The sequence below is a fragment of the Croceibacterium sp. TMG7-5b_MA50 genome, assembly GCF_039830145.1.
Classification (GTDB): domain Bacteria; phylum Pseudomonadota; class Alphaproteobacteria; order Sphingomonadales; family Sphingomonadaceae; genus Croceibacterium.
The window spans coordinates 2,602,948-2,625,780 of sequence record NZ_CP156082.1 but is presented as its reverse complement, the minus strand read 5'-3'; the positions used below and the strand labels follow the sequence as shown (position 1 = coordinate 2,625,780).

At 66.8% G+C, this 22,833-nt stretch carries 24 protein-coding genes; 11 read left to right on the top strand and 13 right to left on the bottom strand.

The window, feature by feature from the left end; all coding sequences use genetic code 11:
* The first annotated feature begins 5 nt into the window (after positions 1-5).
* A complete protein-coding gene (locus tag V5740_RS12330) occupies positions 6-1,826 on the top strand; it encodes a DUF885 family protein (protein ID WP_347304522.1) in 1,821 nt (606 codons plus the stop codon).
* A 54-nt stretch (positions 1,827-1,880) separates the two neighbouring features.
* Here V5740_RS12330 and V5740_RS12325 read toward each other — a convergent pair whose 3' ends face one another.
* Positions 1,881-3,722 carry a DUF885 domain-containing protein gene (locus V5740_RS12325; RefSeq protein WP_347302773.1) on the bottom strand — a complete coding sequence of 614 codons (1,842 nt, stop codon included), beginning with the start codon at positions 3,720-3,722 and terminating at the stop codon, positions 1,881-1,883.
* A 42-nt stretch (positions 3,723-3,764) separates the two neighbouring features.
* Positions 3,765-4,310: a hypothetical protein gene (locus V5740_RS12320; protein WP_347302772.1), complete on the bottom strand. Its 546-nt coding sequence runs from the start codon at positions 4,308-4,310 to the stop codon at positions 3,765-3,767.
* 211 nt (positions 4,311-4,521) lie between these two features.
* On the opposite strand from V5740_RS12320, the gene V5740_RS12315 reads away from it, so the two are divergent.
* On the top strand, positions 4,522-7,611 hold the full coding sequence (locus V5740_RS12315; RefSeq protein ID WP_347302771.1) for a TonB-dependent receptor: 3,090 nt from the start codon (positions 4,522-4,524) through the stop codon (positions 7,609-7,611).
* A gap of 68 nt (positions 7,612-7,679) precedes the next feature.
* On the opposite strand, the gene V5740_RS12310 is transcribed toward V5740_RS12315, so the two are convergent.
* Positions 7,680-8,693, bottom strand: coding sequence for a hypothetical protein (locus tag V5740_RS12310; RefSeq protein WP_347302770.1), 1,014 nt, complete (start codon positions 8,691-8,693; stop codon positions 7,680-7,682).
* A gap of 115 nt (positions 8,694-8,808) precedes the next feature.
* On the opposite strand from V5740_RS12310, the gene V5740_RS12305 reads away from it, so the two are divergent.
* Together V5740_RS12305 and V5740_RS12300 are read left to right on the top strand one after the other, a co-directional pair.
* Positions 8,809-9,105, top strand: a complete 297-nt coding sequence (locus V5740_RS12305) for a hypothetical protein (protein ID WP_347302769.1) — start codon at positions 8,809-8,811, stop codon at positions 9,103-9,105.
* A gap of 11 nt (positions 9,106-9,116) precedes the next feature.
* Complete coding sequence (locus V5740_RS12300) at positions 9,117-10,406, top strand: aspartyl/asparaginyl beta-hydroxylase domain-containing protein (RefSeq protein WP_347302768.1); 1,290 nt, start codon at positions 9,117-9,119, stop codon at positions 10,404-10,406.
* Between the two features lie 25 nt (positions 10,407-10,431).
* On the opposite strand, the gene V5740_RS12295 is transcribed toward V5740_RS12300, so the two are convergent.
* The 8 genes from V5740_RS12295 to V5740_RS12260 are packed head-to-tail and all read right to left on the bottom strand — an operon-like array spanning position 10,432 to position 15,349.
* Entirely contained in the window at positions 10,432-10,755 is a 324-nt protein-coding gene (locus V5740_RS12295; RefSeq protein ID WP_347302767.1) for a hypothetical protein, read from the bottom strand.
* 56 nt (positions 10,756-10,811) lie between these two features.
* A complete protein-coding gene (locus V5740_RS12290; protein WP_347302766.1) occupies positions 10,812-11,681 on the bottom strand; it encodes a 3-hydroxyacyl-CoA dehydrogenase NAD-binding domain-containing protein in 870 nt (289 codons plus the stop codon).
* Positions 11,682-11,736: 55 nt separating this feature from the next.
* On the bottom strand, positions 11,737-11,964 hold the full coding sequence (locus tag V5740_RS12285; protein ID WP_347302765.1) for a hypothetical protein: 228 nt from the start codon (positions 11,962-11,964) through the stop codon (positions 11,737-11,739).
* Positions 11,961-12,809 (bottom strand): tRNA glutamyl-Q(34) synthetase GluQRS, encoded by an 849-nt coding sequence (gene gluQRS / locus V5740_RS12280; protein WP_347302764.1) that lies wholly within the window; start codon positions 12,807-12,809, stop codon positions 11,961-11,963. The genes V5740_RS12285 and gluQRS overlap by 4 nt, the downstream gene beginning before the upstream one ends.
* Before the next feature lie 11 nt (positions 12,810-12,820).
* Entirely contained in the window at positions 12,821-13,948 is a 1,128-nt protein-coding gene (locus V5740_RS12275) for a GNAT family N-acetyltransferase (protein WP_347302763.1), read from the bottom strand.
* Between the two features lie 47 nt (positions 13,949-13,995).
* The gene (locus V5740_RS12270; protein ID WP_347302762.1) at positions 13,996-14,451 is read right to left on the bottom strand and encodes a RidA family protein; all 456 of its coding nucleotides are present in this window, start codon (positions 14,449-14,451) and stop codon (positions 13,996-13,998) included.
* On the bottom strand, positions 14,448-15,074 hold the full coding sequence (locus tag V5740_RS12265) for an HAD family hydrolase (RefSeq protein WP_347302761.1): 627 nt from the start codon (positions 15,072-15,074) through the stop codon (positions 14,448-14,450). Before V5740_RS12265 ends, V5740_RS12270 begins: the two co-directional genes overlap by 4 nt.
* A complete protein-coding gene (locus tag V5740_RS12260) occupies positions 15,074-15,349 on the bottom strand; it encodes a DUF3572 family protein (RefSeq protein WP_347302760.1) in 276 nt (91 codons plus the stop codon). Before V5740_RS12260 ends, V5740_RS12265 begins: the two co-directional genes overlap by 1 nt.
* Before the next feature lie 141 nt (positions 15,350-15,490).
* Between V5740_RS12260 and V5740_RS12255 the strand changes: the two genes are divergently transcribed.
* Positions 15,491-15,739 carry an acyl carrier protein gene (locus tag V5740_RS12255; protein WP_347302759.1) on the top strand — a complete coding sequence of 83 codons (249 nt, stop codon included), beginning with the start codon at positions 15,491-15,493 and terminating at the stop codon, positions 15,737-15,739.
* On the top strand, positions 15,739-16,989 hold the full coding sequence (locus tag V5740_RS12250) for an aminotransferase class I/II-fold pyridoxal phosphate-dependent enzyme (RefSeq protein ID WP_347302758.1): 1,251 nt from the start codon (positions 15,739-15,741) through the stop codon (positions 16,987-16,989). The genes V5740_RS12255 and V5740_RS12250 overlap by 1 nt, the downstream gene beginning before the upstream one ends.
* On the opposite strand, the gene V5740_RS12245 is transcribed toward V5740_RS12250, so the two are convergent.
* Positions 16,986-17,429: a TIGR01244 family sulfur transferase gene (locus V5740_RS12245; protein WP_347302757.1), complete on the bottom strand. Its 444-nt coding sequence runs from the start codon at positions 17,427-17,429 to the stop codon at positions 16,986-16,988. The genes V5740_RS12250 and V5740_RS12245 overlap by 4 nt on opposite strands.
* A 228-nt stretch (positions 17,430-17,657) precedes the next feature.
* Here V5740_RS12245 and V5740_RS12240 point away from each other — a divergent pair, with 228 nt between their 5' ends.
* From V5740_RS12240 to queC, 5 genes are all read left to right on the top strand, one after another.
* Positions 17,658-18,461: a cold-shock protein gene (locus V5740_RS12240; RefSeq protein WP_347302756.1), complete on the top strand. Its 804-nt coding sequence runs from the start codon at positions 17,658-17,660 to the stop codon at positions 18,459-18,461.
* A 137-nt stretch (positions 18,462-18,598) separates the two neighbouring features.
* Complete coding sequence (locus tag V5740_RS12235) at positions 18,599-19,789, top strand: aspartate aminotransferase family protein (RefSeq protein ID WP_347302755.1); 1,191 nt, start codon at positions 18,599-18,601, stop codon at positions 19,787-19,789.
* A complete protein-coding gene (argF, locus tag V5740_RS12230; protein WP_347302754.1) occupies positions 19,789-20,721 on the top strand; it encodes an ornithine carbamoyltransferase in 933 nt (310 codons plus the stop codon). The genes V5740_RS12235 and argF overlap by 1 nt, the downstream gene beginning before the upstream one ends.
* A gap of 51 nt (positions 20,722-20,772) precedes the next feature.
* Positions 20,773-21,681 carry an Hsp33 family molecular chaperone HslO gene (locus V5740_RS12225; protein WP_347302753.1) on the top strand — a complete coding sequence of 303 codons (909 nt, stop codon included), beginning with the start codon at positions 20,773-20,775 and terminating at the stop codon, positions 21,679-21,681.
* A gap of 4 nt (positions 21,682-21,685) precedes the next feature.
* Positions 21,686-22,366: a 7-cyano-7-deazaguanine synthase QueC gene (gene queC, locus V5740_RS12220; protein ID WP_347304521.1), complete on the top strand. Its 681-nt coding sequence runs from the start codon at positions 21,686-21,688 to the stop codon at positions 22,364-22,366.
* On the opposite strand, the gene V5740_RS12215 is transcribed toward queC, so the two are convergent.
* Positions 22,354-22,827 carry a DUF2793 domain-containing protein gene (locus tag V5740_RS12215; RefSeq protein WP_347302752.1) on the bottom strand — a complete coding sequence of 158 codons (474 nt, stop codon included), beginning with the start codon at positions 22,825-22,827 and terminating at the stop codon, positions 22,354-22,356. The genes queC and V5740_RS12215 overlap by 13 nt on opposite strands.
* Positions 22,828-22,833 lie beyond the last annotated feature (6 nt).

The window sequence follows — 22,833 nt, the reverse complement described above, 5'->3', positions numbered from 1 at the left end:
CCCGAATGAATCGCCGCCTGTTCCTGGCCGGGACCAGCGCGCTGGGCATGTGCGCGGCGCTGCCGGTGGCGGCGCAGGGGACGGCGGGCGTGCCCACGCCCGCCGATGCGCAATTGCGCGAGATGCTGGACCGCTTCTTCGCCGCGCGCATGGCCGAAAGCCCGGAAGGGGCGACCCGGCTCGGGCTCGACACCGGCACGCTGGCGCCCTTGCGCTCGCAACTGGACGACCGCTCCGCCGCCGGGGCCGCTGCCGAACTGGCGCGAGCGAAGACGGAGCTGGCCGAATTGCAGGCAGTCCCCGCCGCCTCGCTGTCGCCCGATGCGCGGCTGGATCACGAGGTCGTCAGCTACCAGTTGGAGCACGCCATCAGCGGGGCGGAACGGTTCCGCTACGGCTCCAGCATGGGTCGCTATGCGCCCTATGTGCTGAGCCAGCTGACCGGCGCCTATCGCGATGTGCCCGATTTCCTAGACGGGCAGCACCGCATTCGCGATGCCGCCGATGCCGATGCCTATCTGGCCCGCGTCGGCGCCTTCGCGGCGGCGATCGACCAGGACACGCAGCGGCAGGCGGATGACGCGCGGGCCGGCGTGTTCGCGCCCGATTACCTTCTCGACACGACGCTGACCCTGCTGGCCGCACTGCGCGACCGTCCGGCGGCGGAGACGGTGCCGGTGGCGGCGCTCGCCCGCAAGCTGGCGGAGGCGAAGCTGCCCGCGGACCGGGTGGCGCAGGCCGCCGCGATCATGGAAGGGGAGGTGTTTCCCGCGCTTGACCGCCAGCGCGCGCTGCTGACCGACCTGCGCGCCCGCGCCACGCACGATGCCGGCGTCTGGCGCCTGCCAGATGGAGAGGCGTACTACGCCGCCGCCGCGGAGGCCGCGACCACCGTGGCGCTGGACGGGGCGGAGATCCACCGGCTGGGGCTGGAACAGGTGGCGGAGATCGGCGCCCGGATCGACACCATCCTGCAAGGCCAGGGCATGACGCAGGGCACCGTCGGCGAACGGTTGGTGGCACTGAATGAGCGGCCTGACCAGCTCTTCCCCAACACCGACGAAGGCCGCGCCGCGCTGCTGGCGATGCTGAACGAGCAGATCGAGGCGATGACCGCCCGCCTGCCCGAACAATTCGCCACCCTGCCCCGCGCGCCGGTGGAGGTCCGCCGCGTGCCCCCGTCCATCCAGGACGGCGCGCCCGGCGGCTATTACCAGGCCGCCTCGCTCGACGGCACGCGGCCGGCGCAATACTTCATCAATCTGCGTGACACGTTCAACCGGCCCAAGTTCGGCCTCGCCACGCTCAGCTATCACGAAGCGGTGCCCGGCCATCACCTGCAGGTGATGACGGCGCTGGAATCCGATGCCATCCCGCTGATCCGTCGCCGCGCGGGCTTCTCGGGCTACACCGAAGGGTGGGCGCTGTATTCGGAGCAGCTCGCGGACGAGATGGGGATGTATGACGGCGACCCGCTGGGCCAGGTCGGTTACCTGCAATCGCTGCTGTTCCGCGCCACCAGGCTGGTGGTGGACAGCGGCATGCACCACCAGAAATGGAGCCGGGAGAAGGCGACCGACTACCTGATCGCCACCACCGGCCTCGCCCGGCAGCGCAGCCAGAACGAGATCGACCGCTACACCGCCTGGCCGGGACAGGCATGTTCGTACAAGATCGGCCACACCCAATGGGTCGCCCTGCGCGATGCGGTGAAGGCGAAACAGGGCGCCGCCTTCGATCCGCGCGCTTTCCACGATGTGCTGCGGGCAGGGCCGATGCCGCTGACCGTGCTGGAGCGCCTGATCACGACGCAGATGCTTGGCTGAAGAACCGGATCGATGTTTCCCCGGGGAAACATCGATCCATTCTGGTTAGTCTGTTCAGCCCTGCTTGCTGGCGATGTAAGTGTCGACCTCAGCCGTCAGCACGTCCAGTGGCAGGGGACCGTTGCCCAGCACGACCTCGTGGAAGTCGCGCAGATCGAACCGGTCGCCCAGCGCGCCTTCCGCCTTCTTGCGCAGGGCATCTATGTGCAGCTGCCCAACCATGTAGCTGGTCGCCTGCCCCGGATTGTTGAGGTAGCGGTCGATCTCCTTCACGATGTCGCGTTCCGATACCGGGGAGTTCGCCCGGAAATAGTCGATCGCCTGCTCGCGCGACCACCGCTTGGAATGCATGCCGGTGTCCGCCACCATGCGGATCGCGCGCCACATCTGCAGCGCCAGCATGCCGAAGCGCTGCTCAGCCGTCTCATACGCGCCCATCTCGCCGGCCAGCCGCTCGCTGTAGAGACCCCAGCCTTCGATATAGCTGCCGTAAAAGCCCAGCCGGCGGAACATCGGCAGGCCGGGCAGCTCCATTGCGCGCGCGATCTGGAAATGGTGCCCCGGCGCGCCTTCGTGGCTGGCGATGCTGGCGACCTGCAGGCGCGACACCTGCGTCATGTCGGCGAGGTTGACGTAGAAGATGCCGGGGCGCGAGCCATCGGGCGCGGGGCGGTTGTAGAATGCGACGCTGGCGGTTTCCTGCCGCCAAGGTTCCACCGCGCGGACCTCCAGCGCGGCTTCGGGCAGGCGGTGGAAGTATTGCGGCGCGCGTTCCATCATCCGCGCGATCACTGCGCGCGATTCCGTCAGGTACTGTTCCCGCCCGGCTTCATCGTTGGGGAAGCGGTATTGCGGATCGGTACGCACCGCGGCGATGAACTGGTCGAGCGTGCCGGCAAAGCCGATCTGCCGCATCTCCGCCTCCATCTCCGTCCGGATCGCCGCCACCTGATCGAGGCCGAGCTGGTGGATCTCGTCCGCGCTCATGTCGGTGGTGGTGTAGTAGCGCAGCCGCGCCTGGTAGTACTCGCCCCCATCCGGCAGGCTCCACGCGCCATTGTTGCCGCTCGCCTGCGGCTCGATCTCGTCCAGCGCGGCGAACAGGGTGTCGAACCCGCGGCGGAACGGGCCCGTCAAAGCAGCGCTCGCCTGTGCCACCAGCGCGTCCCGCTCGGCCGCGGGCAGGTCAAGCTTGCCCACCTTCTCGCGGAAGTCGGCCAGCACCGTGCTGTCCGCGCCATCGTCGAACGGGGCGCCGGTGATGACGAGCTTCGCATCGGCGCGCGCGGGTTCGAAAACCATCTGCGGCGGCACGATGCCGGCCACGGCCTGCGCGCGCATCCGGGCGGCCACCTCGCCCATCACGCGCTCAGTTTCCACGATGCGGGCGATGTAGGCGCGGGCATTGTCGGCACTGTCGATCTTGTGCTGGTTGATCAGGAACACCGGGATAGAGCCGGCGGGGCTGCCATTGGTGGACACCGGGAAGGCATGGTTGATCCAGGGGAACTGCCGCCGCTCCTCCTCCACCGACTGTTCGAACAGGCGGTAGCTGAGCTGCGCCGCCGGGCCGAGCCGGGCGGGATCGAAATCACGCCGCAACTGCACCAGATGGCTCTCGCGCAGCGCCAGCGCACGCTCGTCCCCTGCGGGGGTGTAGTCGTCCAGCCGGTCGTAGCCGGTCTTGATCCCCAGGCTGGTCAGCGATTCCGGGCTGAGGGCGACGGTAGCCATGAACGCCTCGTCCAGGAACGCGTTGAGCCGCGCATCCTCGGCCGCGGTGGCGGACGGCGCGGGCGCGGCGGGGGCGGGCGCGGCGGCCTGCTGCGCGGACGCCGGCAGGCAGAGGGCGCTGGCGGCTAGCAGGCCGGCGAGGAGGTGGCGGGTCGAAGGCATGGCTGGGACTGCTCCTGAAAGGACGATTGGCGACGCGGCGGATCAGTTGATCCGCTTCACCCGGATGCTGCGCCCGTCGTCGATCCGGGCGACATAGCTGCCGAGCGCGCCGGCGGCGATGGTGATGGTATCGCCGGAGCGCGGGAAGAAGTTGGTCCGCTCCTCCGTCGTCTGCCAGCGCGATCCGTCGGCCAGCACCAACAGGTGCAGCCCGCGGGAGAACGGGCGCACCTCAGCCAGCGTGCCGCTGATCTCGCGCACCCGGGCCCCTTCGTCCTCGTCATCGCCCAGCAGGTTGATCCTTGGCAGGGAGAAGCCGAAGACCGCGCGGCGCGCCTCCTGCACGGTGGCGCGGTCCACCAGCCGCACCTCTCCCGCAGCTTCCGCCCCGGCCAGGGCCGCTGCCGCGGCATCGAAGCAGGCCAGCCGTGCCGTATCGTCCGTGATCGCGCGGCACGCGGCCAGCCGCTGGGACAGGCCGGTGGCGGACGCTGCGCCGGCGCTTTTCTGTTGCGCTGCAGCATGTTGCAGCGGCGCAACCATCAAGGTGATGGCCATCATGCCCATCGCCGCATGTCTTCCGGTCATGCACCCTCCTGATGCGTGTCGCGGCAATGCCACATTGTCGCTGGTGTGACGCAAATGCCACGATCTTGTGTAAGATGATACTATCAGCACAATTCCATTTCACGCAACCGCACCGCAGCAATAGACAGATTACCAGTCGCTCAAACCTGCGATGGATACGCGCGCGCCGCAAATTGGACGGCCACCGCGACAAAAAGGGACTTCAGGACTCATGAGGAAGCTGACGCGTCAGAAGCTGCTTGCTTCGACCCTGCTGGTTGGCACGATCGCCACACCGGCCTTTGCCCAAGTAGCACCGCAATCGCCGGGCGCCGTCGCCGGCACGCCCAACACCGCGAGCGCACAGGTCACCACGCAGGACGTCACCCTGCCCGATGACAATGCGATCGTCGTCACCGGCTCGCTGATCCGCAACCCGAACCTCCTGGCCGCCAACCCGGTCAACGTGATCGGCGCTGACGAGATCGACCTGCAGCAGAGCACGCTCGCCGAAGAGCTGCTGCGCGAGCTGCCGGGCGTGGTGCCTTCCATCGGCTCCTCTGTGAACAACGGCAATGGCGGCGCGTCCTTCGTCGACCTTCGCGGCCTTGGCCCGAACCGCAACCTGGTGCTGCTGGACGGCGTGCGCCTGACGCCCGGCACCCTGTCGGGCCAGTTCGACCTCAACAACATTCCGCTGGCGCTGGTGCAGCGGGTCGAGACGCTGACGGGCGGTGCCTCCACCACCTATGGTGCCGACGCGATCGCCGGTATCGTCAACTTCATCACCCGCACCGACTTCGCCGGCATCGACCTCAGCGTCCAGGGCGGCATCCCCGAGGCGGGCGACGGCAAGAGCTTCAAGGCCGACCTGACGGTGGGCGCCAACTTCGACGACAATCGCGGCAACGCGGTGCTGTCCATCGGCTACCAGTCGGTCGATCCGGTGTTCCAGGGCGATCGCGACATCTCCCGCAGCCAGGTCGATTCGTTCACCGGTGGCATCGGCGGTTCGGGCACGTCCGTCCCGTCGCGCTTCAGCGGCATCAACCCCACCGGCGCCGATTCGGTGACCGGCGGCCCGATCGTGCAGGGCACGCGGCAGGTGACGGCGGACGGCACGGGCTTCCGCTCCACCGCGGCGTTCGATCCGTTCAACTTCAACCCCGACAACATCTTCCTGACGCCGTTCGAGCGGTTCAACGCCTTTGGCGCCGCGAACTACGAAGTGTCTGACAGTGTCGAGGTCTACAACCGGGCGATCTTCTCCAAGAACTCCGTCAGCACGATCATCGCCCCGTCCGGCGCCTTCGGCCTGGGCGTCGACGTCAGCCTGAACAACCCGTTCCTGTCGACCGCGCAGCGCAACGCGTTCTGCGCCTTCGACACCACCCCGGGCGTGGGCTACACCCCGCTGTTCAGCCAGGCGGAGTGCAACGCCGCGGCCACCGCCAACCCCGGTGACGCCGCCTATCGCGAGGTCAGCACCTCCATCTTCCGCCGCGCCACCGAAGTCGGCCCGCGTGTCTCCGAGTACACGACGACCTTCTTCGATTACCGTGCGGGCGTGCGCGGCAACATCACCGATGACCTGCAGTACGACGTGTACGGCACCTATGGTGAGAGCCAGAACCAGCAGATCATCACCGGCTACACGCTGAATTCGCGCGTGCAGCAGTCCCTGCTGGTGACCCGCAACGCCGATGGCACCGCCGCGTGCCAGGACGATTCGTTCGGCTGCGTTCCCGTCAACTGGTTCGGCCCGGAAGGCTCGATCAGCCAGGACGCGGTGGCGTTCCTGACCGGCACCAGCATCTCGCAGGTGCAGGTGAGCCAGTTCCAGGCGCATGGCGGCATCAGCGGCGGCGCCGGCTTCGGTTCGCCGTGGGCGGCCGAGCAGGTGAGCTTCGCCGCGGCGGCCGAGTACCGCAAGTACGACGCGTCCAGCCTGTCCGATTCGCTGTCGGCATCGGGTGATCTGGGCGGCGCCGGCGGCGCGAACCCGAATATCACCGGCGGCTATGACGTGTGGGAGCTGATCGGCGAGACCATCGTGCCGCTCGCGTCCGATCGTCCCGGCATCGAGCTGCTGCAGCTGGAAGGTGGCATCCGTTATTCGGAGTACCGCGTCGATGCGCCGGGCAAGCCGGGCTATGAGACGACGACCTGGAAGGTCGGCGGCCAGTACGAACCGTTCAGCGGCCTGAAGTTCCGCGGCACGTATAGCCGTGCGGTCCGCGCGCCGAACATCAACGAGCTGTTCAGCCCGATCAACACCGTGCTGACCAACCTGTCCGACGATCCGTGCGCCAACCTGGACGATGCGGGCGTGCCGATCCCCGGCCGGCCGGTCCCGACCGGCGCGCTGCGTGACGTGTGTATCGCGCAGGGTGCCCCGGTGGGCCAGATCGGCGCCATCGCGGTGCCGACCAGCGGCCAGGCCAACACGATCGGCGGCGGCAACCTGAACCTGCAGCCGGAGAAGTCCAACAGCTGGACCGTGGGTGCCGTGTTCCAGCCGGACGCGCTGCCGGGCTTCAACGCCTCGATCGACTACTACAACATCAAGATCGAGGACGCGATCAGCACGCCGACCCCGGGCGACGTGATCGATGCCTGCTTCGTCGCGAACCTCAGCACCAGCAACCCGGCTTGCACCGCCATCCGCCGCAACCCGATCGACGGGTCGCTGTCGGGTGACTACAACACCACGCCGGGCCTGCCGATCAGCTTCTCCAACCAGGGTCTGTTCGAAACCGACGGTATCGACCTGGTGGTGAACTACACCCGCGACTTCGACTGGTTCGGCCTGTCGCTGGGCTTCATCGGCAACTGGACGAACCAGAACACGTTCAACGCGAACGTGTTCTCGCCCAGCAGCATCAACCGTGATTGCGTGGGTCTGTATTCCAGCAATTGCGGCGCCATCGGTGGTTCGCTGCAGCCGGAGTTCAGCTGGACGCAGCGCACCACGCTGACGTTCGATGCCCTGGACGTGTCGCTGCTGTGGCGCCACATCGGCGAGATGGAGTACGAGTTCGCGGACAGCGATCCGGCCTATTCCGGTCCGGTGCCGAGTGTCGGCCGCGGTGACTACGACTTCAACCAGATCGAAGCGTACGACTACTTCGACCTGACGGCGCGTTACCAGCATGGCGAGTACCTGACCTACACGGCGCAGATCGCCAACCTGTTCGACAAGGATCCGCCGCTGGTCGGCAACACGATCGGGACGACGTCGCAGAACAGCGGCAACACCTTCCCGTCGACCTATGACCCGGTCGGTCGCCGGTTCCTGGTCGGTGCGCGCCTGCGGTTCTGATCGCACGCGCTCGCCACAAGAGAGACTGAAAGGGGGCGGTCCTGGCAACAGGGCCGCCCTTTTTCGTGTCAGAGCAGCGCTCCGGGCAAACCCAGCGGGATGCCGTTCGCCTCTGCCACGGCCATGGCCCAGCGTTCCACCAGCGCGATCTCCTCGCCATGCGTGGCACGCGCATTGTCATGGACCGCGCCGCGTTCGCCGCTGCCGAAACTGGTGCCGGTCTTGGAGTGACGGGTGAAGGCAGGACCGGCCGCGATTGCAGGGGCATCGATTGCGAGGTCGAACAGGCCGGCCGTGGCGCCGACGGCATCGGCCGGGCGCGCTAGCAGGGTCGCGCTGTCCAGCGTACGCACGCGCGACCCGAATCGATCGACCAGGCCGGCGAACAGCCGGTGCTGCGCCAGCCAGCCCAGGGCGGCGATCTGCAGGTCGCTATGCCGCAGCGGGTCCGTCGGCTCCACCGCGAGGTCGCACAATCCGTCCGCCGCGAGCTTGGTATAAAGCTCGCGCACCCACAACCGTCCTTCCAGCCCCTTGGACGCCACGGAGGCGAGGAAGGTCGGAAGCGGTGCGTGGAGCAGCACGGCGCGCGCATCTGCGCGCAGCGCCAGCATGGCCGGCGCCAACGCGTTCACCGCGTTGGACGGCTTCACCACCAGCGCCTCCCCCGCCGGCAGCGCGGCGCCGAGCAGGTGCAGCGCATCCCCCAGCCGCGCCGCCACGTCGCGGGGCGCGCCGCCGCGTCGGCGCCATCCGGCGATGTCGTTCAGCACGACCGGCTCCTTCAGCGCATGGGCGATGCCCGGCACCTCGAATGCGCGGGCCAGCAGCGTGGAGCAGCAGAAGGCGGAATGGAGGATCAGCTTCAGCGGCGCAGGTTGCCCGCCTGCCGCGGCCAGCGCCGCCTGCCTGCGTACCGGGGCCGGCGCCCGCACGGCACCGGCCAATTGCGCATCGGTCAGGAACACGGCGCTTTCGCGCAGCGCGCGGTTTGCCGGGACATAGTGGAAGGCGTCGCCCACCGCGTCGTAGCGGTGCAGCAGCCATTCGGGATCGCGCACGCGTTCGGCCGGAACAGTCATGCGGCAGCGATGCCACGGCCCGGCACAGGCGAACAGGGCCGGCGTGAACGCCTTTGCCTTTGTGACATTTGCATGTTTATCTGTCGGCAGCACTCATCCGAGGGAACCATCCGCCATGTTGCTTTCCGTCATCGCCACCGGCCTGCTGATGCTGGCGCCCGATCAGGCCGCGCAGCCGGTCGCGGCCTCCACCGCTACGGAAGCCGTTCAGACCGCCGCGGTCGCAGCCGAGGCCGAGACCACGGCCGCCGCGAACAAGCGGATCTGCAAGCGATCGACGCCGACGGGTTCGATGATCGCCAGCCGGCGCGAATGCCGCACCGCCGCCGAGTGGGATCGGTTGGCCGAAGCGGCAAGGGCCCACGGCAATGACGTGGTCGATCGTGGCCGGGGCGGCATGGTCAGCAATTGACGGCATCCCCCTTGCCATCTGACCTGCAGCGATCGCTGGCCGCAGGTCAGGAAGCGGCACGCCGTGGTGACGTGGCCGCCGCGCGCGCGGCATACCAGGCGGCGCTGGACGCGGCGCCCGGTCATGCGGCGGCGCATAATGCGCTAGGCGTGCTGGCGCTGAACACCGGGGAGCCGGCGGAGGCGGAACGGCATTTCACCGCCGCCGCCGATGCGGACCCGCAGGCGGCCGAGCTGTGGATCAACGTCGCCACCGCACGCCGGCAGCAGGGCGACGATGCGGGGGAGCGTGATGCGCTGCTGCGCGTGCTCGACCGGGACCGGCGGCATATCGGCGGGATCGTCCGGCTGGCGCAATTGCACGAACGGATGGGTGAGCAGGCGCAGGCGGTGCATCGCTGGAACACGCTGCTGCGGCTGACCGAAGGGATCGCCGACCCCGCGCCGCAGTTCGCGGCCGTGCTGGACCATGCGCGCGCGGCGGTCACCACCGGGATGCGCGGCTTCGCCGATTTCGTGACGGCAGGTCTCGCCCCCGATCGCGCGACGTTGGGCCAGAGCGAGACCCGCCGGTTCGATGCCTGCGTCGATACGCTGCTGGGGCGGCGGCGCATCTACGTCAACGAATGCCACGGCATGCACTTCCCGTTCCTGCCGGCGGAGGAGTTCTTCGGGCGCGAGCACTTCCCCTGGCTGCCGCAACTGGAAGGGGCGTTCCCCGCCATCCGGGCGGAGGCGAAGTTCCTGCTGGCCGGAGATGGCGCAGGGCTTGTCCCGTATGTGGAGGAGGCACCGGGCGCTCCTCCCAGCCGGTGGAGTCCCTTGCGCGGATCGCCGGACTGGAGCGTGCTGTATCTGCGGCGCTTCGGGCAGCGGCACGACGATGCCTGCGCGCGCGCGCCGCGCACCGCCGCCCTGCTGGAGAGTCTGCCGCTCGCCGACATGCCGCGCAGGGCACCGACCGCGTTCTTCTCCATCCTGCGTCCGCGCACCCGGCTGCCCGCGCATAGCGGCGTCAGCAACACCCGCAGCATCGTCCACCTGCCGCTGATCGTGCCGCCCGGCTGCGGGTTCCGGGTGGGCGGGGAGACGCGCGAGTGGCGTGAGGGCGAGGCGTTCGTCTTTGACGACACGATCGAGCACGAGGCGTGGAATGACAGTGGCGAGCCGCGCGTCGTACTGATCTTCGATGTCTGGAACCCATATCTGACCGGGACGGAGCGTGATCTGCTGCGCCGGTTCATGGACGTGGCCGATGCCAGCGGGTTCGATCCCGGCACCGGCGGGCAGGTGGCGGACTGATCGGCCCGCCGACCTGCCCGGGTGCTTAGCTGCCGTCGCTAGGCAGATCGGGGTCGATCTTGCTGCCGGGGCCGAACTTGTCCTCGTTGTCGTCGTGATTGTCCTCGCCGCGGAAGGCATCCATGTCGATCCGGCCAGACTGTTCCATGTCGCGCATGTGATCGACCAGATCCTGCGAGGAATCGTCCATCACCTCGCCCTCGTCATCGGGCTTGATGCTGTCGAGCGGGCTGGCAGCGCGGCCTTCGCCCCGCAGGGCCTCGTCGGCGACGGTCCGGGTCTGCTCGCCCTCGTCATCCTGTTCGTTGTTGGTCAGCGGCGCGTCATCGGCGGTGATACGGTCGATCATGGGGAATCTCCTTTGCCCCTGACAACCCGCATCCGGTGGACGCCGTTCCCTCCCGCTCAGCGCGTCGGCAGCTTCTCCGCACCAGTCCAGTCGTAGAAGCCGCGGCCGGTCTTCTTTCCCAGCCACCCGGCATCGACATATTGCACCAGCAGCGGCGCGGGCCGGTACTTGGTGTCGCCGGTGCCGGTGAACAGCACGCGCATGATCTCCAGACAGGTGTCGAGCCCGATGAAGTCCGCAAGTTCCAGCGGGCCCATCGGGTGATTGAGGCCCAGCCGGCACCCGGCGTCGATGTCGGCGATGCTGGCGGTGCCGTCGCCAGCGACGAACACTGCCTCGTTGATCATCGGCATCAGCACGCGGTTGACGATGAAGCCGGGCGCGTCCCGGCTCATCACCACCTGCTTGCCCAGATCGGCGGCGAAGGCGCGCATGCGATCGACGACCGCCGGATCGGTTGCGAGGCCCGGGATCAACTCGACCAGCCCCATCACCGGCACCGGGTTGAAGAAATGCAGCCCGATGAATCGCGCCGGATCGGGCACGCCCGCCGCCATGCGGGTGATCGAGATGGAGGAGGTGTTGCTGGCCAGCACCGCATCGGGCGCCAGGACCTTTGCCGCATCGGCGAAGATCGTCTGCTTGATCCGCTCGTTCTCCGTCGCGGCCTCGATGATGAGGGCGGCGTTCGCCATGGGGGAGTAATCACCCGCCGGTTCGATCCGGGCGAGCGCAGCCTCGGCATCGGCGCTGCCGAGCTTGTCCTTCTCCACCAGCCGCTGCAGCCGCTTGCCGATGCCGGCGCGCGCCTGTTCGGCAATGGCGAGGTCCCGATCGGTCAGGATGACGCGGCGGCCGCTGGCGGCGACCACCTGCGCGATCCCGGCGCCCATCTGGCCCGCCCCGATGATGCCGATCGTTTCCATCGCCTGCTCCTGTCGCCTGTTTCCCCCGGTCCGTAGCGGGCGGGGGGTGGCGCGGCTAGCGGTTCAGCAGCAGCAGGATCGTAACGACCACGATGGCGAGCGCCTGATACTTGATCCGGTTGAACATCATCTTGTTCTGGCGCTGCTGCAGCTCGACAGCGTTGGTGCCGCCGCTCTCCAGATCGATCTTGGTGGTCTGCAGGAAGGCGATGACGCCCCGCACGAGGGAGAGCACCACCAACAGCGCCAGGATGATGATGAGGACGACAAGGACCGTGTTCATGGATAGCACCCTACGCTTCGCGTCAGATGCAGGCCAGCGGGAAAGCGCCCGTCGCGCAGGGACCTGGCGAGCGCGCGGCCATCCTCCCCCGCCAACCGCAGGTCGGCTAGCGCGGGGGAGCCGCGGCGCTTTGCCAGCTTGCGCCCGTCTGGTTCGGCAAGCAGCGCATGGTGGTGCCAGCGCGGAACCGGCAGGTCCAGCAGCGCCTGCAACAGGCGGTGGATGTGGGTTGCGGCGAACAGGTCGGCCCCGCGTGTAACCAGCGTGACCCCATCCGCCGCGTCGTCCAGCGTGGCGGCGAGATGATAACTGGCGGGCGTCGAGGGATCCTTGCGCACCAGCACCACATCGCCGAGCAATTGGGGCCGCGCCTGCTGCTCGCCGGCGAGAGCGTCATGCCAGGTGAGCGGGCCGGTGATCCGCAGCGCCGCCGGAACATCGAGTCGCCAGGCAGCAGGAAGCGCGGGATCGGGCGGGCGGTCGCGGCAGGTGCCGGGATAGACCGGCCCTTCGGCGCCGATGATCGTGGCGGATGCGGCGATCTCGCTGCGGGTGCAGGCGCAGGAGTAGAGCAGGCCCAACCCGCGCAGTCGGTCGGCAGCGGCGCGATAGGCGGCGATGCGGGTGGACTGTGCCGGCACCTCCCGCCAGCGAAGGCCTAGCCAAGCGAGATCGGCGCGGAAGGTGGTGGCGAGATCCGCACGGGAGCGATCGCCATCGATATCCTCGATTCGCAACAGAAAGGTGCCGTCCGGCCCGGCGAGGTCGTGCGAAACGACCGCGCTCAGCGCATGGCCCAGATGGAGCGGGCCGTTAGGGCTGGGTGCGAAGCGGGTGACCGGCACGGGTGGCGCCTTCAAACCTTGCGGAACGGGGTACGCGCGTTCAGCACCAGCTGGTCGGCGGCGATGCCGGCCCGCTCCTGCTCCAGGTAATCGGCGATGGCGCGGCGGAAGCCGGGATCGGCAATGAAGTGCATCGACCAGGTCTGCACCGGCTCGTAACCGCGCACCAGCTTGTGCCCGCCCTGCGCGCCCGCCTCCACCCGGGCCAGACCGCGCGCAATGGCGTGGTCGATCGCCTGGTAATAGCACAGCTCGAAATGCAGGAACGGCTTGTCGACCGTACAGCCCCAGTAGCGGCCATACAGCGCATCGGGGCCGATGAAGTTCAGCGCGCCGGCAATCGGCTCGTCATCATCATAGGCGAAGACCAGCAGCATCTCGTCAGCCATCCGCTGGCCGAACAGGCTGAATGCCTCGCGCGTCAGGTAGGGGCGACCCCATTTACGCGCGCCGGTGTCCTGGTAGAACACCCAGAAGGCGTCCCAATGCGCCTCCGTGATTGCCGCGCCGGTAAAGCTTCGGATGTCGACGCCTTCCTGAGCGCGTGCACGTTCCTTGCGCAGGTTCTTGCGCTTGGCGCTGGACAATTGCCCCAGGAAATCATCGAAGGTGGCGTAGCCGCGATTCTCCCAGTGGAACTGGATGTCGCTGCGCGCCAGCCAGCCGGCCTGTTCGAACAGGGACAGTTGCGCAGGCTCCACAAAGGTCGCGTGCGCGCCGGAGATGCCGTTCTGCAGGCACAATTGCTCGGCCGCGCGCAGCAGCGGGGCGGCATGGGCATCATCCCGCAGCAGCAGGCGCGGACCGGTGGCGGGGGTGAAAGGCGCGGCGATCTGCAGCTTGGGATAATAGTCGCCGCCCGCCCGCTCCCACGCATCGGCCCAGGCATGGTCGAACACATATTCGCCCTGGCTGTGCGATTTCAGGCAGGAGGGCATGGCACCCAGCAGCGTGCCCTCGCCATCCTCCAGCACGATTGGCGCCGGGCTCCATCCCGTACGCGGGCCGATGCTGCCTGATTCTTCCAGCGAGAGGAGGAAGGCGTGGCGCACGAACGGGTTGCGCCCGGCCAGCGCATCCCACTGGACCGGATCGAGCGAGGCAAAGCTGGGGGCGAGGCGGGCGACCAGTTCGGGCATGCAGCCCCAAGTTTAGGGATCACCCGCCATTATTGCGAGAGCGGCGCTCAGTCGCGCAATGCAATGACCGCGTCGACTTCCACCGCCGCCCCCAGCGGCAGGGCGGGCACGCCAACCGCGCTGCGGGCATGCTTGCCGGCATCGCCGAACACCTGAACCATAAGGTCGGAGGCGCCATTGGCGACCTTGGGCTGGTCGGTGAAATCGGCCGTCGAATTCACGAAGGCGCCCAGCTTCACCACCCGCTCCACCCGGTCGAGCAGGCCGGCCGCATCCAGTTGCGCCAGGATCATCAGCCCGCAGGCGCGCGCCGCATCGCCGCCCTGTTCGGTGGCGACGCTCTCACCCAGGCGGCCGGTCACCAGCTGCCCGTCGATGAACGGCAACTGCCCGGACAGGTAGGCGATGTTGCCGGCCACCACGACAGGCACATAAGACGCGACCGGCGCCGCCGCCTTGGGCAGCGTGAGGCCGAGTTCGGCGAGGCGGGCATGAATGGTCATCGGGGCTCCTTCGTGTGCAGCTGATCGATCAGCCATGGCACCGCTTCGGCCCAGTTGTCGATCCGGGCATGCGCATGGCCGGCGACAAGAGCGCAGGGGACATGCGGAGCAATGGCCGGCTCGCCGCAGAAATGCAGCCGGGTGATGTCCGGCATATGCTCCGCGGCGGAGGCATGGTGCTGCGCCAGATCGTCGATGAAGATGGCGCGGGCCGCGCCGTGCGCCTCTGCGATCTGCCGGATGCGCACGCCCTTCGGCCCCTGGTTGGTGTATACCGGCACGTCCAGACCGAACGCACGCAACTGCTTCAGCCGCGCATCGCCGTAACGGTCCTGCAGGTTGGTCAGGATCACCACATCGGCATGGCGTTGCAGTTCGACCATCGCCTCAACGGCGCCGTCGATCGCGGTCTGTCGCGGCATTTCCGTATCGAAGAAGCCGTGCAGCAGCCGCCACATCTCCTCCGCTTCCAGCAACGCCTCGCCCCGCCGCATCGATTCGGCGAACGGCGCTCCTTCCATGCTGAAGCTAACGCCATGCTCCACGTCCAGCCAGTCGCGGAAATGCCGCACCATATGCAGCAGGACCTCGTCGCAGTCGGAGATGACGAGCGGGCGGGCCATCAGCAGGCAAGCCGTGCGCGTGCGGCAGCAAGTTCCTGAGGCGCGATGCCCAGCGAATCGGCGGCCGCTTCTAGATCAGGCTCATGCGCTGCCAGGAAATCCAGCACGGCCGCCTGCGTGGCGCAGTGATGCAGAGACCCGCGCAGCGAATCCGGCGTAAGGCCGGTTAGGTCGAGGAAGCGCTGCGCCCGCAGGCTGTCCGCCAGCAGCCAGCCGAGCGCCTCCAGCGCCAGTTCGGCCGCGTCGCGTGGTTCGGATGATGGGGTGCGCAGCACGCAAAGGCGATCCCGTTGTTCAGCTCCGCGCCAGATGGGGCATCGCATCCCGCTTGTCGAGGCGGCCGGAATACGCTTCGCTTGACATGCGTCGTGCCCGCCGCTTTGCCCGCGAACCTGTTGCCAACGAAAGTTTATGCCATGGACCGCGCCGCCATCGACAGCCGTATCAGGACGCTGATCGAACCGTTCAACAAGAAGGATGTCACGATTACCGACGCGACGACCTTTGCCGGCGACCTGGAATTCGACAGCCTGACCGTGATGGATTTCGTCGCTGCGATCGAGGACGAGTTCGACATCATCATCAGCATGAACCAACAGGCCGAGATCGAGAACTACGGGCAGCTCGTCGATGCCGTCTGCAAGCTCACCGGGGATGCCGCCTGATGAGCGAGGGCGTGAACGAGGCGGATCGGCCAGAGGTGATCGTCGGCGAAGGCCGCGATCTGTTCAGCAAGTTTGATGACGTGATTGGCATGCGGACCGCGCTGCTGGACAGCGGGGTCACCGATCCGTTCAATCTGGTGATGGAACGGGTGCTCAGCCCGACACGCGCCATCTGCAACGGGCGCGACACAATCCTGCTCGGCACCTACAATTACATGGGCATGACCTTCGACCGGGACGTCGTCGCGGCGGGCAAGGATGCGCTGGACCAGTTCGGCAGCGGCACCACCGGCAGCCGCGTGCTGAACGGCACCTACCAGGGCCATCGGGAGGTCGAGCAGGCCCTGCGCGAGTTCTACGGCATGGACGGCGCCATGGTGTTCTCCACCGGGTACCAGGCCAATCTCGGCATCATCAGCACGATGGCGGGCAAGGGCGACTACATCGTCCTCGACATCGATAGTCATGCCAGCATCTGGGATGGATGTGCGCTCGGCAATGCGGAGGTCGTGCCATTCAAGCACAATGACCTGGACGCGATGGAGAAGCGCCTGCGCCGCATTCCCGAAGGCGCAGGCAAGCTGGTCGTGCTGGAAGGCGTTTATTCCATGCTAGGCGACATTGCTCCGCTCAAGGAGATGATTGCGGTCGCCAAGAAATACGACGCGATGGTGCTGGTGGACGAGGCGCATTCGATGGGCTTCATCGGCCCGAATGGTCGCGGTGTGGCCGAGGACCAGGGCGTGCTGGACGATGTAGATTTCGTGATCGGCACCTTTTCCAAGAGCGTCGGCACGGTTGGCGGTTTTTGTGTCAGCAACCATCCCAAGTTCGAGATCCTACGTTTGGTGTGCCGCCCCTACGTCTTCACCGCCAGCCTGCCGCCGTCGGTTGTGGCGACCGCGGCGACCAGCATCCGCAAGCTTATGGGCGGCGCGGACAAGCGTGAGCGGTTGTGGCGTAATTCGCGGCGGCTGCATGCCGGCCTCCGTGCACACGGTTTCACGCTCGGGACGAAGGAAGCGCAGAGCGCGATCGTCGCCGTGATCATGCCTGATCTGGAAAAGGGCGCCGCCATGTGGGAGGCGCTGCTGCGGGAGGGGCTGTACGTGAACCTTGCGCGTCCGCCAGCGACTCCGGCCGGCATGACGCTGCTGCGCTGCTCGCTGTGTGCCGAACATAGCGAGGAAGAGGTCGAGACAATCCTCGGCATGTTCGAACGCGCGGGCCGCGCGGTCGGGATCGTCTAGCGGCCCGGCGCCCTGGCCGCCTGCTGATCCAGCAGCGGCCGTAGGGCGGTGAGATCGTAACCCGCCTCGGCCGCCCGCTCCTGCAATTCGGCCGGGTGACGCCCCGCGCGCGCTTTCGTCAGCGCCCACAACATGGTGGAGCGGGTGCCGGAACGGCAATAGGCGAGCACCGGTCCGGCAGCGTCGTCCAGCGCCTCGGCCAGACGCTCCAGCTGAGAGGCGGAGAAGCCGGCATGGGTCACGGGAATATCGACCCATATCAGACCCAGGCACCGCGCCTGCTCTGCCAAGTCCGCGCCGGTCGGCTGCGCGTCCTCCTCGCCATCGGGGCGGTTGTTCACGATCAGCGCGAACCCGCTTTCCGCCGCCCGCTTCACATCGTCCGCATCGATCTGCGGGCTGACGCAAAAGCCCGGTTCCAGTTCAACAAACGCGCTCACAGGTCCTCCTCGGTCGCCTCGTCCGCGTGTAGCGGCCGGCTTATGGGACAGGCAAGTTGCCATGCATTTCGACCCATTCGGACGAGTAGCGATTTTATTGTTTCGCACTGGCGGAATTTGTAAGCTATAGCCATTGATGTGGAGTGGCGGACATGCGCGTCCGCTGCCCGCGGGTGACAATCCCGTCTGCGGGGCAGTTGCGGACGAGAGCAAGGGTACGTTCGGGTAATGGGTTACGAAAAAGGCCGTCGCGGCCGGGGACGCGACAAGCGGGATAGCTTCGGCGAAGAAGGTTTCGACCCGTTCATGAGCGGCGGCGGCGATCGCTTCGGTGGTGGCGACAGTTGGGGTGGCGGCGGTGACCGCTTCGGTGGTGGCGGCGATCGCTTCGGTGGTGGCGGTGACCGATTCGGCGGCGGTGATCGTGGCGGCGGTGGACCGCGTGGCGGCGGCTTCGGCGGCGGCCCGCGCGGTGGCGGCGGCTTCGGTGGCGGCCCACGTGGCGGCGGCGGCGCTGGTGGCATGCCTGCCCAGGTCGTCGGCGCCGGTCAGGGCAAGGTGAAGTTCTTCAATGCGCAGAAGGGCTTCGGCTTCATTCAGCGCGATGAGGGCGGCGCGGACGTGTTCGTGCACATCAGCCAAGTCGAACGCGCCGGGCTCACCGGCCTTGCCGAAGGGCAGGAGGTCGCCTTCAATCTCGTCGATCGTGGTGGCAAGATCTCCGCGGCGGATTTGCAGATCAGTGGTGACGTGATCCCGGTGACTGATGCCGCGCCGCGACAGCAGGACAGCAACCCGCAGCGTCAGCTGACCGGGGAACGCGCCAGCGGCACGGTCAAGTTCTTCAACGCCATGAAGGGCTTCGGCTTCATCACGCGCGACGATGGCAAGGAAGATGCCTTTGTCCACATCAGCGCCGTGGAACGCTCGGGTCTGCCCGGCATCAACGAGGGCGACCGGTTCGAATTCGATCTGGAGATCGATCGACGCGGCAAGTTCTCCGCGGTGAATTTGGTGCCCGCTCAGGGGTAACCATGCCGGCGGTTGGCTGAACCGCCGCGGCCGGACATACCGGCTACGACCAGCACCGCGACCTTGATCGGCGGCCCTTCCCATTTCGGAAGGGCCGCCATTATCCTTTCTGAAGACCTGCGATCAGGATCACTGCCATGACCATTACGCCGCTGATGCCCGTGTATCCCAGATGCGCCGTGCGTCCGGTGCGTGGCGATCATTGCCACTTGATCGGGGAAGACGGCACCCGCTACCTGGATTTCGCCGCCGGCATAGCCGTTAACCTGCTTGGGCATTCGCATCCGGGCCTTATTAGCGCGATCCAGCAACAGGCTGCCACGCTGATGCACGTGTCAAACCTCTACGGCAGCCCACAGGGCGAGTCGCTCGCGCGGCGGCTTGTCGACCTGACCTTCGCCGACACGGTGTTCTTCACCAATTCGGGTGCGGAAGCTGTGGAGTGCGCGATCAAGACGGCGCGCGCCTATCACCAGCATGGCGGCGATGCCGACCGGTATGAATTGATCACCTTCGACAACGCCTTTCACGGTCGTACGATGGCGACGATCAGCGCCTCCAACCAAGCCAAGATGCACAGCGGTTTCAGCCCGCTGCTGCCCGGCTTCCGCTATGTCGAATTCGGCGACCTTGAAGGCGTCAAAGCAGCGATAGGCCCACAAACCGCGGGCTTCTTGGTAGAACCAATGCAGGGCGAAGGCGGCATCCGGCAAGCGACGCCAGCTTTCCTGCAGGGCTTGCGCAACCTGGCAGACGAACATGACCTGATGCTCGTCCTGGATGAAGTGCAGACGGGCGTCGCCCGCACCGGCACCATGTATCTGCACGAACAATACAATCTGCGGCCGGACATCCTAGCCACGGCGAAGGGGATCGGCGGCGGGTTCCCGCTGGGTGCCTGCCTCGCGACCGAGAAGGCTGCTCGCGGCATGACTTTCGGAACCCATGGTTCCACCTATGGCGGCAATCCTCTGGCCATGGCAGCCGGCAACGCCGTACTGGACGTCGTGGGCGACCCGGCTTTCCTTAATCAGGTGCGCACAACGGGGGAGCGACTGAAGAGCCGCCTCATTCAATTCATCGGCAACTATCCGGACCTCTTTGAGGAAGTGCGTGGTGTTGGTCTCATGCTTGGCCTGAAGCTCAAGGTCGAACCGCGCGGCTTCATGCAGCACCTGCGTGACAATCACCGACTCCTCACAGTTGCGGCGGGTGACAACACGCTGCGCCTGCTGCCGCCGCTGATTATTGGCGAGGCGGAGATCAAGGAATTCTTCACTCTGCTGTCCGCCGGCGCGGCCAGCTACGATCTGCCGCAGGCGGCCTGATGTCGGTTCGTCATTTTCTGGATCTCAAGGATCTCCAGCCCGCCACGCTGCAGCGGATGATCGAGGGCGCCGCGAACCGCAAGGCTGCCCGCGCAGGACTGCCGAAGGCTCGGCCAGATGCCGACCAGCCGCTCGCCGGGCATGTACTGGCCATGATCTTCGAAAAAAGCTCAACTCGCACACGGGTCAGCTTCGACATCGCCATGCGCCAGCTCGGCGGCAGCGCTCTGGTGCTCGACAGTGCGGGGATGCAACTCGGCCGCGGGGAATCGATCGCCGATACTGCGCGCGTGCTCAGCCGCATGGTTGATGCCATCATGATCCGGACGGATGATCATGCCAAGCTGCTGGAGATGGCACGGCACGCCACGGTGCCGGTCATAAATGGCCTGACCGATCTGTCGCATCCGTGTCAGATCGTCGCCGACCTGCTCACCCTGCATGAAAACGAGCGTCCTCTCACCGGCCAGCAGGTGGCCTGGTTCGGCGACTGCAACAATGTGCTCCATTCACTGATCGAGGCCGCAGGGCTGCTGCGCTTTGACCTGCGCATTGCAGCGCCTGATGGTTACTGTCCCGACGAGCGCACGATCGCCGCCGCACGGGCGGGTGGCGCGCAGATCACGCTGACTGCCGACCCATCGCTTGCCGCGCGCGATGCGGACGTCCTTGTCACCGACACCTGGATTTCAATGGGGCAAGAGCATCAGCAGGAAAAGCTGGCGGCGCTCGCACCCTATCAGGTGAACGATCAACTGCTCGCTCTGGCGAGGCCAGACGCTGTATTCCTGCACTGCCTGCCCGCGCATGTGGGGGAGGAGGTCAGCGAAAGCGTGTTCGAAGGCCCGCAGTCTCGCGTCTTCGACGAGGCAGAGAACCGCATCCATGCGCAGAAGTCGGTTCTGCTCTGGTGCTTCGGCTTGCTGAACTGACAAGGCTTCGCGCCGTGGCAACCCTCTTCTCTGCCACGGCGCAGTGCCCATATGCCCTCGATGGATATCGAGTTCACTTACACCCCCGACGTCGATCAGGTGCTGTCCTTCAGCCTGCCCGAAAAGAGTGTGCGCGGCCGCATCGCACGGATTGGCCCGGTACTGGATGACATCCTACAGGCCCATGCCTACCCGCCCGCCATCCGTCGCTTGCTTGCAGAGGCGCTGATCCTGACGACGCTGATGGGAACCCTCATCAGCAAGAGCAGTGGGCAGCTGACCATGCAGGTACAGTCCGCCTCCGGCATCGTCGAACTGCTGGTCTGCGACTTTCGCGAATCGCGTGTGCGCGGCTATGTCCAGTTTCGCGACGACGCTGTCCTGCAGCACGACCGCCTGCCTGATTTCGGCCGCCTGTTTGGCGATGGACGGCTGGTCGTCACCTTCGACATGGCCGCCAGCAAGGAGCGGTATCAGGGCATCGTGGAACTTCGCGGCACTTCGCTGACCCAGGTGGTGCGCCAGTACTTCGTACAAAGCGAACAGATCCCGACCATGCTCGAAACCGCGGTCGATATCAGGCCGGACGGCGCGACAGCCTCGGGCACGCTGCTGCAATATCTGCCCGATGGGGAGGAAGGTCGCACCCGGCTCGACAACCTGGACGATGAATTCGGCTGGACCTGTGTCAGCCAGTTGTCGAAGGCTGCCGATGCGCCGAGCGTCTTGCTGGAGGAGGTCGCATTCCGCCCCGCCCTGCGCCGCCTCTTTCCTGACGAGGATACAATCGTCGTGCACGAAACGGAGATGCTGCAGAAAGGCTGCCGCTGCTCCCTGGAGCACTTCGACGACGTGCTTTCGCGCTTTCCCAAGGAAGACCGGCGCGAGATGCAGAACGAGGATGGCGTGATCCTGGTCGATTGCCAGTTCTGCTCCCGCCAGTTCGCTATTCAGGACTGACATGATGACCAGGACGCGCAAGGCGGTCGTGCTGCTTTCGGGCGGCCTCGACTCGATGGTGGCCGCCGGGCTCGCCCGGCAGGCCGGGTTTGACGTTCACGCGTTGACCATCGACTACAATCAGCGCCATCGGTGCGAGCTGGCGGCGGCCGCCACCATTGCGAAGGTACTAGGCGTCTCCCGCCACGTGACCTTGCCGCTCAACCTGCGGCAGTTCGGCGGCTCGGCCCTCACCAGCGACATCGCCGTGCCGAAGGATGGACTGACCGACGACATCCCGGTGACCTACGTCCCTGCGCGCAACATGATCTTCCTTTCACTCGCGATGGGCTGGGCGGAAGCAGTCGGCGCACGCGACATCTTCATCGGCGTAAATGCACTCGACTATTCCGGCTATCCGGATTGCCGTCCGGAATTCATCGCCAGCTTCGTCGCGACCGCAAATTTGGCGACCCGCGCCGGGGTGGAAGGCGATGGCGTGACCATCCATACCCCATTGCAGCACTGGAACAAGGCCCGCATTGCGCAAGAGGCTGCCGCGCTCGGCCTTGATCCGGGCATCAGTTGGTCCTGCTACGATCCCACGCCGGATGGCCTCGCCTGCGGAACGTGCGACAGCTGCCGTCTTCGCAAGAAGGGGTTCGCCGAAGCCCACCTGACTGACACGACGCGTTACGCCGCCTGATCTGCCGCAGGCAGAATGCCGGCATGCGTCAGCGCCGCGATCAATCCGGCGATCGCACTGCGCGCTTCCGCATCGACCGTGGCCCCGCCCTGAACCTTGGTCACCGCCACGGCCCCGGACCACCGGCCGTTGCTGTACCGCAGTTCCTGCCCCGTCTTACGATCGTACGCCTTCAGCCCTTCGCATGGCTTCGCGTACAGCCACGTTCCCGCCTGGCGGCAGGCGAGCATGTTGGCCCGTCCCGCCCATTCACCCGTGGCGCCGGCGCCGACGATCCAGCAATCGCCGTCCTGCATGTTTGACGGCGGGGAGGTCGCCGTGCCCAGGAGCACGGGATGCAGCAGTGCATCGATCAGGGCGTGGGCTTCGTTGACGAAGAACTCCTTCTGTACCTGACCGGGGAAGATCAGCGGCAGCCCGTGCCGTGCGCTGGTCGCTGCGAAGCTTATCGTATCGGCCATGACGTT

Bases quoted from the DNA above. Each gene is read 5' to 3' on its own strand.
- V5740_RS12275 (WP_347302763.1), bottom strand. From the start codon at position 13,948: ATGCCCGAACTGGTCGCCCGCCTCGCCCCCAGCTTTGCCTCGCTCGAT.
- argF (WP_347302754.1), top strand. From the start codon at position 19,789: ATGTCGGTTCGTCATTTTCTGGATCTCAAGGATCTCCAGCCCGCCACG.
- V5740_RS12255 (WP_347302759.1), top strand. From the start codon at position 15,491: ATGGACCGCGCCGCCATCGACAGCCGTATCAGGACGCTGATCGAACCG.
- V5740_RS12325 (WP_347302773.1), bottom strand. From the start codon at position 3,722: ATGCCTTCGACCCGCCACCTCCTCGCCGGCCTGCTAGCCGCCAGCGCC.
- V5740_RS12270 (WP_347302762.1), bottom strand. From the start codon at position 14,451: ATGACCATTCATGCCCGCCTCGCCGAACTCGGCCTCACGCTGCCCAAG.
- V5740_RS12215 (WP_347302752.1), bottom strand. From the start codon at position 22,827: ATGGCCGATACGATAAGCTTCGCAGCGACCAGCGCACGGCACGGGCTG.
- V5740_RS12235 (WP_347302755.1), top strand. From the start codon at position 18,599: ATGACCATTACGCCGCTGATGCCCGTGTATCCCAGATGCGCCGTGCGT.
- queC (WP_347304521.1), top strand. From the start codon at position 21,686: ATGACCAGGACGCGCAAGGCGGTCGTGCTGCTTTCGGGCGGCCTCGAC.
- V5740_RS12305 (WP_347302769.1), top strand. From the start codon at position 8,809: ATGTTGCTTTCCGTCATCGCCACCGGCCTGCTGATGCTGGCGCCCGAT.
- V5740_RS12225 (WP_347302753.1), top strand. From the start codon at position 20,773: ATGCCCTCGATGGATATCGAGTTCACTTACACCCCCGACGTCGATCAG.
- V5740_RS12290 (WP_347302766.1), bottom strand. From the start codon at position 11,681: ATGGAAACGATCGGCATCATCGGGGCGGGCCAGATGGGCGCCGGGATC.
- V5740_RS12295 (WP_347302767.1), bottom strand. From the start codon at position 10,755: ATGATCGACCGTATCACCGCCGATGACGCGCCGCTGACCAACAACGAA.
- V5740_RS12240 (WP_347302756.1), top strand. From the start codon at position 17,658: ATGGGTTACGAAAAAGGCCGTCGCGGCCGGGGACGCGACAAGCGGGAT.
- V5740_RS12250 (WP_347302758.1), top strand. From the start codon at position 15,739: ATGAGCGAGGGCGTGAACGAGGCGGATCGGCCAGAGGTGATCGTCGGC.
- V5740_RS12285 (WP_347302765.1), bottom strand. From the start codon at position 11,964: ATGAACACGGTCCTTGTCGTCCTCATCATCATCCTGGCGCTGTTGGTG.
- V5740_RS12315 (WP_347302771.1), top strand. From the start codon at position 4,522: ATGAGGAAGCTGACGCGTCAGAAGCTGCTTGCTTCGACCCTGCTGGTT.
- V5740_RS12265 (WP_347302761.1), bottom strand. From the start codon at position 15,074: ATGGCCCGCCCGCTCGTCATCTCCGACTGCGACGAGGTCCTGCTGCAT.
- V5740_RS12310 (WP_347302770.1), bottom strand. From the start codon at position 8,693: ATGACTGTTCCGGCCGAACGCGTGCGCGATCCCGAATGGCTGCTGCAC.
- V5740_RS12330 (WP_347304522.1), top strand. From the start codon at position 6: ATGAATCGCCGCCTGTTCCTGGCCGGGACCAGCGCGCTGGGCATGTGC.
- V5740_RS12320 (WP_347302772.1), bottom strand. From the start codon at position 4,310: ATGACCGGAAGACATGCGGCGATGGGCATGATGGCCATCACCTTGATG.